We start from the raw sequence: 15,863 nt of genomic DNA on the forward strand, positions 1-15,863 counted from the left end.
GAGGTTTTTTCTTTATTTCTTCAATCGTTCAATAAAATCGTTCAATTTATCAAGTGATTTCATATTCTGATTACAAGCTACACCATCTTTGCAAATATAGTTTCCCTTTTTAACGAAAGTTCCTTGTACATCACCTTTAATTTCAACTAAAAACATCCCTACTTCTTCATGTCCATGACATAATGAACAAATGCTTTTTTTATTTAAACTTTGGAACGTTCCTTGCAGACCAACAAACTTATTTTTATCATTTTTTGCTATAATAAATTTCCTGCTTGATCCCTTATCAATCCAACTTAAATAAGATAATTCTTTCATATCCAGTTCTTCCATATCAGGCAGTTTTAACTTTTTCGCTTTAGGAAATAATTTTTTTAATGTTTGTGCTGTAACTTCCTGAAATGGAATGACATACGGATTTATTTTCATTAAAAACGATTCTGCATCTTCTCTATTTTGAACTGTTAATACCGTATCCATTAACTCTTTTTGTTCATCCGTTAAATTCTCAAATACATGTATTATCTTTTCAATCGCTAGTGATTTTAACGCTTGAATTACACCTCTATCATTTGCCGTTGCATGCCCGTTTGCTAAAATATAGGCTTGTGACTTTATAAAATTATATTGATCACTTCTAATAAAAGCTTCCATCTTTATCACTCCATACAAATTGTTGATCTAGTTTTATTGTATACAATGATTCAGCTTTTTGATATGTAAAAGATAAATTAGAAACGAATATTACATACATCGATTATTCTCTACCGCTTCATTTCCTGACAAAAGAAGCCATCATCTGTCTTCCATTCTGCATATAATACGTCTTCAAATTTAGTAATCCCTTTTTGTTTTATTTGTTTATAAAGCCATCCTTCATCAAATCCTGCTTCCCTCAAATTATCTTTCACTACTTTTCCATCACTAATTAATGAAATTGGTAAGTATACAGGCTTATGTTTCAAACTTAAATCATTTATAGTCGGTGATTCATACTTGCTCTTTTTCAGAACGCTTATGTTCCCATTAGGTTCCAAAATCATATACTCCACTTCTCGGATTGAAAATATATCTTTTTGTTGTCTTAGCATTTGTTGTAATTGGTTAATGTCCAAATGATTTACACTTAATTGTTCACGATCAATCTTTCCATTACGAATAATAATAGAAGGATACCCTTCAAAAAACCTTCTTGTTCCTCTTATTTTTTGTGTGATAACTTCTATTGTATAAATTAAAATTACCCAAACAAATACTGAATATAAAATAGACCACACTTTAATTTTAGGATCATATATTGAATTTCCAACAAGCTCACCAAGAACAATAGCAGAAATAAAATCAAATGGCGTCAGCTGAGATATTTGTGTTTTTCCTAATATTTTCGTAGCAATTAATAGAACAAAAAAACCAATTAAAAGCTCTATCGTTATTTGTCCAATATGATTCATAGATGGTCACCTTTCTGCTTTTCACTCAAATATTCTATTTAGTAAAAAAACGGCACATTTTTTCTATTATCTTCCCCATCCATACGCAATATATCCAATATTCACAAAACAAAAAGAGTCTAGTTCAAAATAATATTTGAACTAGACTCTTTTATCTTCATTTAGAATACACTATCTTTTTAATCGTTTCTCCGGATAGAAAATACTCCTCTGCAAGTTGATGAACGGAAATCCCACTTTTAAACGCTTCTTTAATCGCTTTATTTCTTTCATCTAGTTGTTTTCTTCCTCCAGATCGTGTACCCCATTTATAATGTTTCGTTTCTTGTTTTGGAATGTAAATTGTTTCACCTTGTATATACTTTTGAATTTCAATAATTAAACTTTCTGGTAAAACCGTCGCAGCTTTAACGTATTTCATTTCTGCTCGCCCCTTATTTTTTATGGTTCATTTCAATAAGGTGCAAAGCCAAATATAAAAAATGATACAAGTTCATTTAGGCGATTGTATATTACTTATCTACCTCACGCAAAGTATCGCCATTTCCATACTTGGCTTTGCATGAGACGCTGCAGTGTCTGGCAATTGAATTATAATCGCCATATAAACACCTCCTAATATACCTTTTGCATTTTATTATATGATAAATTCCTTCCCCTTGCATCCACATCCTTTTTAAAGCATGAAATTACTTAGTTTGATATAATACTTTTTAGTCCAATCCAAAAGTATAGTGAGGTTGCTTTATGAAAAAGAAAATAATCATTACAATCGTTACATTATTCATTATTACTGTAGCATTATTCGGAACATACAAATTGATGAACGCAAGAAGTTTTCAATTGTTTGGAGATTTAACAAACCGAGTAGAAACAGATGAAAAAGTGATAGCTTTAACTTTTGATGATGGCCCTACTAGCAATGTAAAACAAATATTACCGCTACTAGATAAATACAATGCAAAAGCTACTTTCTTTTTAATCGGAAATGAATTAGAGAAAAATCTATCGTTAGGAGAAGCTATCGCACACTCTGGACACCAACTTGGAAATCATACATATTCTCATAACAGAATGGTTTTTAAAACACCTTCTTTTATTAAAGAAGAAATTGAAAAAACGAATTCATTAATCCGCCAAACAGGATATACAGGCGAAATTGATTTTAGACCACCTAACGGGAAAAAGCTAATTGGTCTGCCCTATTATTTAAATAAAAACAATATCGAAACAATCACATGGGATCTTGAACCTGATACTTTTTATAAATCTGCTGCTGATAAAATTGAGTATGTTAATAAAAGTGTAAAACCAGGTTCTATCATTTTACTGCACTCTATGTATGATGAGTCTAATGAAAATTTACAGACCATTGAAGGTATTTTAGACTCATTATCTAAGAAGGGCTATCAGTTCGTAACAGTAAACGAACTGCAAAAAAGAGCAAAGTAAAAAGGTAGCGTATCATAGAGCGATACGCTACCTTTCTTTTTAAATAATGCCAAGTACATTTAAGAATACGATAATAATCGCGATTGGTGCGATAAAGCGAAGTAAGAATAACCATAATACGAACAGTTTATAGCCTTTATTTTTACTTACACCAAGCTCTTTCATTAATACATCTTTCTTCATTTTTAAAGGAACAAAGATAGAAACTAATAAAACACCAAGTGGCATTAGTACGTTACTCACTGCATAGTCCGCTAAATCAAAGATTGTCTTTCCGAAAATTTTCAAATCACCTAATATACCAAATGATAATGCTGATGGTACTCCCACAACGAAGATTAATAACCCTACGATTAAAGCCATTTTTTCACGTTTCCCTTTACCTTTTGCAGTTAAAGATGCAACGCTAATTTCTAACATCGAAATTGCCGATGTAATAGTCGCAAAGAAGAATAGTAATAAGAAAACGATGAAGAATAATTTCCCGAATGCCATTTTACTGAAAATAGCTGGCAGTACGATAAATAATAGCCCCGGTCCTTGAGATGGTTCCATCCCAAATGCGAACACTACTGGGAAAATTGCAAGCCCTGCAAGCAATGTAATTACCAGAGTTAAAGCTACGATAGAAAATGCTGAACGCGGTAAACTTTCCTCTTTCGGTAAGTATGAGCTATACGTTACCATAACGGCTACACCGACAGATAATGAGAAGAACGATTGCCCCATTGCATATAAAATGATTTCTGATGTTACGTTTGAGAAATCAGGTTGTAAGAAGAAACGAACGCCTTCTCCAGCACCATCTAACGTAAGTGCACGAACGATTAATACAAAGAATAAAACGAATAATGCTGGCATGAAATATTTATTTACTTTTTCAACACCATTTTGTACACCTTTACTTACGATAAAAATAGTAATAAGGATGAATAATAGCTGCGAGCCAACTGCTAAATACGGATTGGAAATGATTTCACCAAACGTAGCTTCGTATGAGCCATTTCCTTCCCATAGTCTACCTGTAATTGCATTCCATAAGTATAATAAAATCCATCCCCCTACAACACTGTAGAAAGAAAGTAATATGAAACAAGTTACAATCCCTAATTTCCCTAACCATGGCCATAATGTTTTTGGTGCGATTTCTCTATATGCATCAACAGCCTCTTTTTGTGTACTTCTTCCGATTACGAATTCAGCTAATAATAGCGGTAAACCAATTAATAATGTGAAACCGATGAAAATAAGGAAGAACGCCCCGCCTCCTCCGATGCCGGCCATATATGGGAATTTCCAAATCGCCCCAAGACCAATTGCTGAACCTGCTGCAGCTAATACGAAACCTAATTTCGATGTCCATTGCTGTGAATTCATTTGTTAATCTCCTCTCTGTCTCTTTTTCTTTGTTTCAGTTCAGTATTTATATTGTTCTATCAATACTCTTTTCTAATACGCTCACGTCCTCCCTAGTAATAAAAAACGCCCCTACGTAAATACGTAGGGACGACAAAAATATCGCGGTACCACCCTAGTTATGAAGATACACCAAAGTTAGGACCTAAATAAAAAACGTCCCTACGCAAATACGTAGGGACGATAAATTATCGCGGTACCACCCTAGTTATGAAGCCACAACAAAGTAAGACCTAAATAAAAAACGTCCCTACGTAAATACGTAGGGACGATAAATATCGCGGTACCACCCTAGTTGTGAAACAATCTTCACCACTTTATTTGATAACGGTATAAACTACCGTCTTTCATTTCCTCATAATGTGAGATTTATGAAAGATGCTCCAGGACGAACTTCATGAATAATCTATATACTGATTCACACCAACCATCAGCTCTCTGAAATAGGGAGATATTCACTACTATACCCTTTCATTGCCCAAATATTATTTTCCGAATTGATTACTATCATTTTTATCACACATTAAAAATAGTGTCAACTTATATTTTGAATTTTTATGTATTACATTCTATTTAAAAATGTAAAATATGACTTTTAAATGAATAGTATTAGAACATTTATGGTTTATACTGTATTAACTTCTCGAACAGGTTTATAGTAGTATACGATAAAGTGAAACTTTAATCAGTGGGGGTTTTGTTCATCCCCACTGATTATTAGCCTTCACCAATCGGGCTTTTACGGGCAGCCCGATCCCCACCTAACTTCTTTGCTTCCGCTGAATTTTGAGATGGGGGTCTTACTGCCCGTTAATGCGGGGCAAATGCAAGACAGCACGAGTAGGAGGAAAGAATTTTGTCTACTTCAAAAGTTTTAAAAGGAACTGCTTTATTAAGCGGCGCGACAATGATTTCACGTATATTAGGTTTTATATACTTCTTCCCTTTTCAACTATTAGTGGGAACACAAGGGGTCGCTTTATATGGATATGCATACTCTTGGTACGGTATTTTATTAAGCTTTTCAACTGCCGGTATCCCTATTGCCGTTTCCAAATTCGTTGCAAAGCATAATGCGCTTGGTGATTATAGTACAAGCAAAAAATTATACAACTCTAGCGTAAAATTAATGTTGTTTATGGGCTTTTTAGGATTTTTAATTTTATTTATTGGAGCACCATACATATCACAATTTATTATTCGCTCGAAAACGCCAGATCCACAATTTATCGCTGACGTAACACTTACGATGCGAGCATTAAGTTTTGCACTTATTATCGTACCAGCTATGAGTGTTACACGTGGTTATTTCCAAGGATTTCAACATATGAAACCAAGTGCTGTTTCTCAAGTCGTAGAACAAATTGCGCGCGTTGTTTTCATTTTAGTTGGTAGCTTCATCGTCTCAAAACTATTAGGAGGTTCCGTAGCCTCTTCTGTTGCAGTTGCTACGTTTGGAGCTGTTATCGGAGCGCTTGCCAGCGTTTCGATTTTAATGATGTACTGGAAAAAATATAACCGATTAAAGCCTCCCGAAGGAGAATTAAAGTCAAGAGCATCGAATATCCCATTAAAAAATATTTATATAGAACTACTTCGATATGCAATCCCAATTGTATTTGTCGGTATTGCAATTCCGCTTTACACGTTAGTAGATCAATACACTGTAGCTGATGTCCTTAGAGCAATGGGAGAGCCTTTAGAAACAGCGAATGCAGTTTTCGCTTATATAACGAACTATGCCCAAAAGTTAATTATGATTCCAGCTTCACTTGCAACTGGATTCTCATTAACGATCATTCCAGCAATAACGAAATCTTATACAAGCGGGAAACTAGAAGAATTACAAGAACAAATTTCAAAGATATTTCAAGTCTTATTATTCTTCACTATCCCAGCTGCATTCGGTCTTGCTAGCATCGCTTACGATGCATTCCGCATGGTTTATGTAGACCCTAAAATTGCACTTGATGGATCACAGTATTTAATTTCATTTGCACCTTCTGCTATATTAAGTGCTATTTTCACAGTTTCAGCAGCTATATTACAAGGAATCGATTATCAAAGAAAAACGATGATTGCATTCTCAGTCGGTATTCTCGTTAAAGTTTTAGTAAATACACCACTCTTACATTTGTTTGGCGGACACGGTGCTGTACTTGGAACCATTCTTGGATACCTCGTTTCCAATGTTATTATGTTGTACTGCATCGTTAAGTTTGCGAAATTCAAAATGGGTGAGACTGCAAAAACAGTACTTCTTATTACGATTTACTCCGCTGCAATGTCTGCTGTTGTAATTGCTTTAAAAACGATTTTAAAATGGTTAATTCCTGGACAATCTTATATCGAATCACTTCTCATTGTATTTATATGTGGCGCTGCAGGAGGACTTGTTTACCTTTTATTCGTCCTTACGAGCGGACTTGCTTCACATATTCTCGGTGATAGGATTCAACGATTACCATTACTAGGAAAATTAGTGAAATAAAAACGAAGAGATGTAACCCCTTGTTACATCTCTTCGTTTTTCACTTCGCATATTGAATACGTTTTTGTTGTTCAGCAATATTTAATTCTGGAACATGGTGTTCTACTAAATGTAATAGTTCTTCGATTAACACTTCTAACTCCTGTACACTATACTCCGGTTTCCCTATTAGCGTATTCGCCATTCTCTCGTATAGGTTTTCTGGCTTAATACTCATTTGTTCCACATTATTCGGCATCCATTTAAATGCTGGGTGATGTACATACATTTTATTCAGACCAAATAAGATCCCAAATATATTCCTTTGTACTTCACACATAACATCATATAGCATAAGCCAATCTTTTCGTTTTAAAAGAGCCTCTCGATTATGCCAGCGATTGCTTAACCAAAGATTTTCTGAAATCATCCGTTTCACTAAATCTTCTGGATACGCTACCACTCTATCTTTTAATTCATTCACTTTCTCTTCTCCATACAAACTAACACCATCATGAACGGATGATACGATACATTGTTTTTCATAACTTATATCATATTGATCCACCACATCCGAAATCACTTTCTCTACTGTTTCTGTTAAAAAGTTACTAATCTCTAATTTAATTCCCTCTTTCGTCAAATATGTTTCCGACCATTCTTCTTCCTCGTAAGGATGATAGGACAAAATTGTTCCACCAATATGGTTAATAGGCCCTTTACGATCCTCATCCTCTAATGGTGCTGACCATAAAATATGTAATTCTATATCTGAATGTTCATCTTCTAACTTTCTAGCTACTGAACCTGCTAAAATAATAGCCTCCACTTTCGGATTTTGCCTATAAATCTCCGACATTTCTATCGCTTTCTCTTTTAATCCCACTTCATTTCCCCCTAAAATTGCAGTACACCCTTATTTTTTCCATTTATCTATTTCGATATTACGCATTATATTTCCTTTTCAAAGTTTCACTAAATCATATTTCTACCCAATAACGCTGAATAATTTCACCAGTATGAGAAGAAACTACTTCATTTTCTAACACGCCGCCAACTTTTTGAATCGTTTTAGCCGAAGCGATATTAACTTTATCACAAGTTATTAACACTTTCTGCAACCCTAACTTTTGCGCTTCATCTAATGCGAGTTTTAATTGTTTTGTCGCGTAACCTTGGCGACGTTTATTCGGATGGACACTATATCCAATATGACCACTTTCCCACAATAATTCTTCGTTTAATCGATGTCTAATATTCACAAAACCTATAAGTTCCCCTTTTTCAAAACTTAAAAATTGGCTAGATGGTACTCGATTAGCTTGTAAGTTTTCTCCCACTTCTTGTATACTCACTTTTTCAAACCATTCATCGAGAGAATCAAAATTTTGTAAAGAACTACTACCATGTGGTTGTTCCTCAGCATTTAAAAATGCCTCCCGGTACTCCAAAATTTGTTCACTATATTCATGTGTTGGTTTTAATAGTTTCATTGTCATTCTCCCCTCTCTCCAACCTAAAACAAACACCTTAATCGTGACAATTTCACTATTAAGGTGTTTCTATCATTTTCATTCAAATAATCCCATACTTAAATAACGCTCACCTGTATCAGGTGCAATACATAAAACTTTTTTACCAGCGCCTAATCGTTTTGCAATCATAATCGCTGCATAAACAGAAGCTCCAGAAGATGGCCCTACTAATAAACCTTCTTGCCTAGCTAAGTTTCTCATTGTCGTTAAAGCCTCTTCGTCTGCAATTTGAATAATTTCGTTATACACTTCTGTATTTAAGTTTTTCGGGATAAACCCTGGACTTGTTCCTACTAGTTTATGAGGACCTGGAACACCACCTGATAAAACGGGAGATCCTTTCGGTTCTACTACTGCAATATATAAGTTTGGTAGTTTCTCTTTTAACGTTTCACCAGTCCCAGTAATCGTTCCGCCTGTTCCCGCCGTTGCTACGAATGCATCAAGCTCTCCATCCATTTGTTCATAAATTTCAAGTGCAGTTGTATAACGATGAATATTCGGGTTTGCTGGGTTTTCGAATTGTTGCGGAATAAAACTATTTGGAATTTGCTTTTGCAGTTCTAATGCCTTCGCAATCGCTCCTGGCATTCTTTGTTCTGCTGGTGTTAAAACTACTTCTGCTCCGTATGCTTTCAATAAATTTATACGCTCTTTTGACATATTATCTGGCATAATTAAAATCGCTTTATACCCTTTAGCAGCTGCATTCATCGCTAAGCCTATTCCTGTATTTCCACTTGTCGGTTCAATAATTGTATCTCCTGGTTTGATGAGACCATTCTCTTCTGCAACGTGCAGTAAATTATAGGCAGCACGATCTTTCACGCTGCGTGACGGATTAAACATTTCCAGTTTTACATACACATCTGCTGCGTCTTCTGGAATAAATTTAGATAATCGGACGACAGGTGTATCCCCTATTAATTCTGTTACGTTTTCACATAATTTCATAGCGCATCCCCTATTCTATCGTTTTCTTATCACTTGGTAATAACCAAGAAGTAAGTCCAATTAATGGTAGACAACTACATAGTAACATAATGAATTGTAGACTATATATATCAGCCAATTTCCCAAGGACTACAGATCCTAAAGCTCCGAGTCCAAACGCAAGCCCTACAATTAATCCCGATACCATTCCTACTTTTCCAGGAACAAGCTCTTGCGCATAAACAACAATTACACTAAAACTACTTGAACTAATAAAACCGATACATAAAAATAACGGTACAACCCACACGAGCGACACGTGAGGTAGCAAAAGTGCAAGTGGCGCCGAACCTAGCATTGAAAATACAATAATTGTTTTCTTTCCAAATCGATCTGCCAGTGGACCACCAAAGAAAGTTCCTAATACACCAGCAATCATAAATGCGAATACGAAATACTGGGCATTTTTTATAGATAAACCGTAATGCTCAATTAAGTAAAATTGATAGAAATTCCCGATACCAGCACCGTACCAAGATCGTACAAAAGTAAGAAAAACAAGAAGTAATATAACAAATTTAATATGTGTACTGACAATCGCATTTTCTGCCTCAAGCGCAGCCCTCTTTTTTCTTCTCACAGCGCCAGTTGCTAATTCATTCCTATACCAATTTGATACGAAAATTAATAACACAATTCCTACCGCTGCAAATGCGGTAAAACCTAAAGAACCAATTTGGCCGAGCGGAACGAAAATTAACGCTGTAAAAATAGGAGCTAAGGAGTTCCCTGTATTTCCTCCTACTTGATAAATCGCTTGCGCTAAACCTCGCTTTGCACCGGACGCCATATAAGCAACACGAGCACCTTCTGGATGAAAGACTGCGGAACCTAATCCGATAAATAAAACAGAAATAATAACAATAATAAAGTTCGGTGCAAATGCAAGTCCAATCATCCCAAGCATACTCGAAAACATACCGAGCGGTAATAAAAATGGTGATGGCTTCTTATCTGAATACATACCAAAAACCGGCTGCATAATCGATGACGTCATATTTAATGCAAACGCAATCCACCCTACTTGCATATAGGATAAATTCATCGTTTTTTCCAAAATAGGAAACAATGCCGGCACGACTGCCTGCATCGAGTCATTTAAAAAGTGACCGAAACTAATCGCAAATAGTATTCGGTATATTGTCGGTGTTTCTACTGTGTTTTTTTGCGAAACTGCCTGCATATGTGTATTTCTCCTTCCTGTACAAAATATATATTTATTACAGCAGGTGTAATAAATTCTGACTTTTGAAACATTTCTATTCTATACTGGTTTCATTTCTTTTTCCAGAAATATCACTTTTTACATAATATATTTTCTCTATATGTTTTATCGGATTTATTTATAGAAATTTTCTATATTTTCTTTTATACTAAGGCAGAGATGAAGGAAAGGATGACAACTATGAAGAAAAAAACAAAAGGAATCGTTGCACTCTCAATCACATTATCTATGTTTTTAACAGCATGTGGCCAAAAACAAGAGTCAGCAACTACCGGAGAAAAGAAAAAAGAATCTTCAAAACAAGTATTAAACATTGTAGAAGCTGGGGAAATTTCTACACTTGATTCATCTATCGCAACCGATGGGTTTTCTTACGCTGCTTTAAACAACGTAATGGAAGGATTATATATGCCTGGGCCTGACAATAAACCTGGTCCTGCAGCAGCTGAATCATACAAACTGAGCGAAGACGGAAAAACATATACATTTACATTACACGATTCAAAATGGTCAAATGGCGATCCAGTAACTGCTCATGATTTTGAATATGCATGGAAACGTGCCGTAAATCCAGAGACTGCTTCTGAATACGCACATATTATGTTCGATATTAAAAACGCAGAAAAAATAAATAAAAAAGAATTGCCAATTGACTCATTTGGTGTAAAAGCAATTGACGATAAAACATTAGAAGTACAGTTAGAACACCCTGTTCCATACTTTTTAGGTTTAATGGGATTTGCAACATTTTATCCTCAAAACAAAAAGGTTGTAGAAGCACAAGGGAAAAATTACGGACTTGAAGCTGCAAATGTAGTTTATAACGGACCTTTCCAATTAAGTGAATGGAAACATGATACAAGTTATAAAATGACAAAAAACCCGAACTACTGGGATAATAAAAATGTGAAATTAAATGAAATTAATGTAAATATCGTAAAAGATACTTCAACAGCTGTTAATTTATTTGAAAGTAAACAAGTAGACCGAATTACGATTAATTCAGAGTTTGTTGATAAATATCAAAAAGATCCGAGCTTAAAGAAAATGGAACGTCCTTCCGTGACATTTTTCCGATTTAGCCAAAAGAATCCTTTATTAGCAAACAAAAACGCTCGAAAAGCTATTTCGCTTGCTTTTGATAAACAGGGAATCGCAACAACGATTTTAAATAATGGTTCTATCCCTGCGAATGCATTCGTTCCGAAAGGATTCGTAAAAGGACCTGATAATAAAGATTTTCGCAGTACAAGTAATGTAAAAGTAGAAACAAATGTGAAAGAAGCTAAGGCACTATGGGAAACTGCGAAAAAAGAAACAAACTTACAAAACACTTCTCTTTCAATCATAACAACTGATGAATCTAACGATAAAAAAATTAGTGAGTTTTTAAAAGGTGAACTAGAGAAAAACTTACCTGGACTAAAAATCACATTACAACCCCTTCCAGTAAAGGCATTTTTAGATCGTGAAGGAAATGGCGATTTTGAAATTTCACTTTCCACTTGGGGACCGGATTATCCTGATCCTACAACATTTTTAAATATGTTCGTCACAGACGGACCGTTTAATAAGATGAGTTACTCAAACAAACAATACGACGAATTAATTGAGAAAACGAGCTCTACTTTAGTAACAGACTTACCAGCACGTTGGAAAGCGTTCCAAGATGCAGAGAAAATCTTACTTGAAGATGATGCAGCTATCGCTCCAATCTTCCAATCAGGACTTGTATATTTAGAACGTCCAACAGTAAAAGATGTTGTTGTTCGTCCATTTGCAGGAATTTATTCTTATAAATGGGCCTCTATTACAGAATAAGAAAAAGGCGATCCTAAAGCATATTAGGATCGCCTTTTTTATTAAATTGCAAAACGCTTATACTTCTCGTAATCGCTCGTCTTACATTCTACTTCTAGTTTCGTACCTTCGTTTTCATAACTCGTAGATAGAACGTGCGCATGATTATTAAAATAAGAAACTACCTGTCCTTGATCATACGGAATTAACATTTCACACTTCGTATACTCTTTATAGATGTGTGAGCGAATCATTTCTACAAGTTCTTCAATTCCAACATGTTTCTTCGCTGATAAATAAACGCGGTCTTCTTGCACTTTCGGAATTTCAACATCTACCATATCTGATTTATTATAAGCATAGATTGTTGGAATATTTTCTACTCCAATTTTCTTTAACGTTTCATTTGTAATATCAATTAACTGTTCATAATTTGGATTTGCGTAATCTACAACATGAATAAGTAAGTCTGCTTCCGCTACCTCTTCCAATGTTGAACGGAATGCTTTTACAAGATGATGCGGTAATTTACTTACAAACCCAACAGTATCTGTTAATAAGAATGATTTGTTATCTGGCAAATCAATATTTCGTACAGATGTTTCTAACGTCGCGAATAACATATCTTTTTCAAATACTTGTTTTTCTTCTGTACCATTATAAATTTCAAGCATCGCATTCATCGTCGTTGACTTTCCTGCGTTCGTATAACCTACTAATGCTACAACTGGTACTTCATTTTTCTTACGTTGCTTTCGCTGTGTTTGACGCTGCGCAACAAGTGCCTCTAAATCCTTATTTAAAACTGAAATCTGCTCTTCAATTTTACGACGGTCTAATTCTAATTTCTTCTCACCGACACCTTTATTTTTCGTACCAACGCCGCCACTCTGTCTTCCTAATGATTCACGAAGACCGATTAAACGAGGCATCATATACTGAAGATGCGCTACCTCTACTTGCAACTGCGCTTCTTTCGTCTTCGCACGTTGCGCAAAAATATCTAAAATTAATATGGTACGATCAATAACTTTACAATCTAAATCCGCCTCTAAATTTCGAATTTGTGAAGGAGATAATTCGTCATTAAAGATTACCATATTCGCATCTACTTCATTTACATAGGCTGCTACTTCTTCAATTTTTCCTTTTCCAATATAATGGGATGGATTAACTCGTTGTAAATTTTGCGTCACTTGCCCAATTACCTCTACATCACAAGCTTCTGCAAGATTTGTTAACTCTTCCATCGAATAAGCAAAATCATCTTCCTTACCTAAATTTACTCCAACTAAAACTGCTCTTTGTAATAATTCTTCCATATATTTATTCCTCCATTTCGATTACGTAAAATAAAAAACACAGGTCGCTGCCTGTGTTTTCGTAAACGGATAAGGGTTCACCAAAGAAACAGGAGAAAGTTATATTTTCCTCCTACTTCATAGTCAAAAAGTCCCAAAATCATATACGTATCCACAATAAGTGTTCACCTATACGATCCCATTCTATTTATAAAGGCAAAACAAAAAGAGGGCGTATTCGTCCCTCCCTCTTTTTCACATATAAGCTTAATAAAGGGTTCCTTTAAAATAGGCAGACCAATCCCGTTCACTCTGTACACAGACAGAGCCTTTGAGCGCTATTCAATTATTGGCACAAAGTATTGAGACGTAATCTGATTAAGATCAAAGGAAGCCCCTCCGTTCATTTTAAGTTACATAAAGTGTAGCATAAGTAATTCGCTTTCACAAGATTTAACAACCTATCTCATGCTAAAGAAATTCTTTATATTTTTACTTTAAGCGTCATTTTTTGCGCGTTTTTCTTACAATAAAAATAACAACTGCAATAATCAATAACACACCTATAGAAATAACAGCAACTTGCCACCAACTTAAACCGTTCACCATCTCACCTTTTAAATCCACTTTCTTCGTTGGAGCTGACTCTTTTGCAATATGACTTAAGGCTTTTCTCTTCAGCTCTGCCTCATCTAATCTCTGTGTTCCACTACAAATAGATGTCTCTAATTTTCCCTCCCCTCTATAAGAAGAAAAGACTAAATATTCTCCTCCCTCTGCAAAACGAAATGTACAGCTACCAAAACTTGTATATATAATAATTTGCGAAGAGCTTGTCCCTTTCCAAATTTTCTTCACTTCAAATAATGTTTTCATTTCCCCATCTTTCTCTTGAACTTCTAACACCTTACCTTCAAACACTACATTAGTTTTTTGTAACCTCTCTTCTGGTGATGCTTTCATACACTCACAAGCGTAAGACTTCTCTGCTAAAACAATAAGAATAAAGCTGCAAATAATGACAACAGGAAATATATACAAAATTCTTTTCAAAGAGCCCAACTCTCTTCATTATCAATTTTTAAAACTTCTCGTATACTATTTTTACACCACTCACCAAATTCCTTCATAGTAAATTAAGATTCTAGTTTCAATACAATAAAAGTCTTTATTGACATTTTTATAACCTGATATTAGTATCAAGTTATAAAAATAAGTTAGGAGATGTTCCTATGCATTCTAAATCTCGTATTACTGCAATCGGTACTTATGTTCCAGATCAAATATTGTCTAATAACGATTTAGAAAAAATGATCAATACGAATGATGAATGGATTGTACAAAGAACAGGAATGAAGGAAAGAAGAATCGCTAGCGAAGAAGAATACTCCTCACACTTAGCCATTAAAGCAATTGAAAATTTATGTACAACATTTAAAAAGAACTTAGAAGATATCGACTGTATCATCGTCGCTACAACAACCGCTGACTATGTATTTCCTAGTGTCGCGTGTCAAATACAACAATATTTCAACATACCTCATACAATAGCATTTGATTTAAATGCGACTTGCGCTGGTTTCACATATGGACTACATGTAGCTAATAGCTTAATCACTTCTGGATCACATAAAAAAATACTTGTCGTAGCGTCAGAGACATTATCAAAAGTTACTGATTACACCGATAGAACGACTTGTATTCTGTTCGGTGATGGCGCTGGAGCTATTTTATTAGAAAAAGATGAAAACAAACCAAGCTTTATCGCTTCTCACATGGGAACAAACGGTGACGGCGGCATTCACCTATACAGAACAAACTTATCTACTACTATGAATGACACACCACTGCAAACAAATGAAAAAATCGTGCAAAACGGAAGAGAAGTATATAAATGGGCAACACGCACGGTACCAGCAGGTATAAAAGAACTATTACATACCGCACATATGCAAATAGATGATATAGACTGGTTCGTACCTCACAGTGTTAACTTACGAATGATTGAATCTATTTGTGAGAAAACCGAAATTCCAATTTCAAAAACTTTGATGAGTGTAAAATACATGGGGAATACATCTTCAGCTTCTATTCCACTTGCTCTAGATTTAGCTAGAAAAGAAGGAAAATTAAATAACGGAGACACACTTTTACTGTACGGATTTGGTGGTGGCCTCACACATTTAGGTCTTATTGTGGAGTGGGATTTAAGTTAAAAGT

The 15,863-nt window shown here is 34.9% G+C and carries 14 protein-coding genes and 1 other annotated feature; of the genes, 4 read left to right on the top strand and 10 right to left on the bottom strand.

What is annotated here, in order from left to right; all coding sequences use genetic code 11:
• Window positions 1-12 precede the first annotated feature (12 nt).
• The 3 genes from QCI44_RS19200 to QCI44_RS19210 form a co-directional block, all read right to left on the bottom strand.
• Window positions 13-654 carry a FusB/FusC family EF-G-binding protein gene (locus QCI44_RS19200; RefSeq protein ID WP_000387080.1) on the bottom strand — a complete coding sequence of 214 codons (642 nt, stop codon included), beginning with the start codon at window positions 652-654 and terminating at the stop codon, window positions 13-15.
• Window positions 655-764: 110 nt separating this feature from the next.
• On the bottom strand, window positions 765-1,451 hold the full coding sequence (locus tag QCI44_RS19205) for a DUF421 domain-containing protein (protein ID WP_001015533.1): 687 nt from the start codon (window positions 1,449-1,451) through the stop codon (window positions 765-767).
• Between the two features lie 157 nt (window positions 1,452-1,608).
• On the bottom strand, window positions 1,609-1,872 hold the full coding sequence (locus tag QCI44_RS19210; protein ID WP_016088411.1) for a CD3324 family protein: 264 nt from the start codon (window positions 1,870-1,872) through the stop codon (window positions 1,609-1,611).
• A gap of 326 nt (window positions 1,873-2,198) precedes the next feature.
• On the opposite strand from QCI44_RS19210, the gene QCI44_RS19215 reads away from it, so the two are divergent.
• Complete coding sequence (locus QCI44_RS19215; protein ID WP_116363145.1) at window positions 2,199-2,903, top strand: polysaccharide deacetylase family protein; 705 nt, start codon at window positions 2,199-2,201, stop codon at window positions 2,901-2,903.
• A gap of 39 nt (window positions 2,904-2,942) precedes the next feature.
• Here the strand turns inward: QCI44_RS19215 and QCI44_RS19220 are convergent, their stop codons facing one another.
• Window positions 2,943-4,280 carry a sodium-dependent transporter gene (locus QCI44_RS19220; protein WP_001088202.1) on the bottom strand — a complete coding sequence of 446 codons (1,338 nt, stop codon included), beginning with the start codon at window positions 4,278-4,280 and terminating at the stop codon, window positions 2,943-2,945.
• 300 nt (window positions 4,281-4,580) lie between these two features.
• Window positions 4,581-4,803: a binding site (T-box leader), on the bottom strand.
• A gap of 372 nt (window positions 4,804-5,175) precedes the next feature.
• Here QCI44_RS19220 and QCI44_RS19225 point away from each other — a divergent pair.
• Window positions 5,176-6,810: a putative polysaccharide biosynthesis protein gene (locus QCI44_RS19225; RefSeq protein ID WP_000107874.1), complete on the top strand. Its 1,635-nt coding sequence runs from the start codon at window positions 5,176-5,178 to the stop codon at window positions 6,808-6,810.
• Between the two features lie 40 nt (window positions 6,811-6,850).
• Here QCI44_RS19225 and QCI44_RS19230 read toward each other — a convergent pair whose 3' ends face one another.
• From QCI44_RS19230 to QCI44_RS19245, 4 genes are all read right to left on the bottom strand, one after another.
• Entirely contained in the window at window positions 6,851-7,675 is an 825-nt protein-coding gene (locus QCI44_RS19230) for a DUF4037 domain-containing protein (RefSeq protein WP_016088414.1), read from the bottom strand.
• 94 nt (window positions 7,676-7,769) lie between these two features.
• A complete protein-coding gene (locus QCI44_RS19235; protein ID WP_033659660.1) occupies window positions 7,770-8,282 on the bottom strand; it encodes a GNAT family N-acetyltransferase in 513 nt (170 codons plus the stop codon).
• Window positions 8,283-8,360: 78 nt separating this feature from the next.
• Window positions 8,361-9,278 carry a cysteine synthase A gene (gene cysK, locus QCI44_RS19240; protein WP_000762271.1) on the bottom strand — a complete coding sequence of 306 codons (918 nt, stop codon included), beginning with the start codon at window positions 9,276-9,278 and terminating at the stop codon, window positions 8,361-8,363.
• Window positions 9,279-9,288: 10 nt separating this feature from the next.
• A complete protein-coding gene (locus tag QCI44_RS19245; RefSeq protein WP_001149431.1) occupies window positions 9,289-10,500 on the bottom strand; it encodes an MFS transporter in 1,212 nt (403 codons plus the stop codon).
• 222 nt (window positions 10,501-10,722) lie between these two features.
• Here QCI44_RS19245 and QCI44_RS19250 point away from each other — a divergent pair, with 222 nt between their 5' ends.
• Window positions 10,723-12,363, top strand: coding sequence for a peptide ABC transporter substrate-binding protein (locus QCI44_RS19250; RefSeq protein WP_353811407.1), 1,641 nt, complete (start codon window positions 10,723-10,725; stop codon window positions 12,361-12,363).
• Window positions 12,364-12,404: 41 nt separating this feature from the next.
• Here QCI44_RS19250 and hflX read toward each other — a convergent pair whose 3' ends face one another.
• Entirely contained in the window at window positions 12,405-13,664 is a 1,260-nt protein-coding gene (gene hflX, locus QCI44_RS19255) for a GTPase HflX (protein WP_000391873.1), read from the bottom strand.
• A gap of 483 nt (window positions 13,665-14,147) precedes the next feature.
• Window positions 14,148-14,696: a cobalamin biosynthesis protein CbiN gene (locus QCI44_RS19260; protein WP_116363146.1), complete on the bottom strand. Its 549-nt coding sequence runs from the start codon at window positions 14,694-14,696 to the stop codon at window positions 14,148-14,150.
• A gap of 179 nt (window positions 14,697-14,875) precedes the next feature.
• Here QCI44_RS19260 and QCI44_RS19265 point away from each other — a divergent pair, with 179 nt between their 5' ends.
• A complete protein-coding gene (locus QCI44_RS19265) occupies window positions 14,876-15,859 on the top strand; it encodes a ketoacyl-ACP synthase III (protein WP_064056731.1) in 984 nt (327 codons plus the stop codon).
• The last annotated feature ends 4 nt before the right edge of the window (window positions 15,860-15,863 follow it).

The organism is Bacillus cereus group sp. RP37, from assembly GCF_040459695.1.
Classification (GTDB): domain Bacteria; phylum Bacillota; class Bacilli; order Bacillales; family Bacillaceae_G; genus Bacillus_A.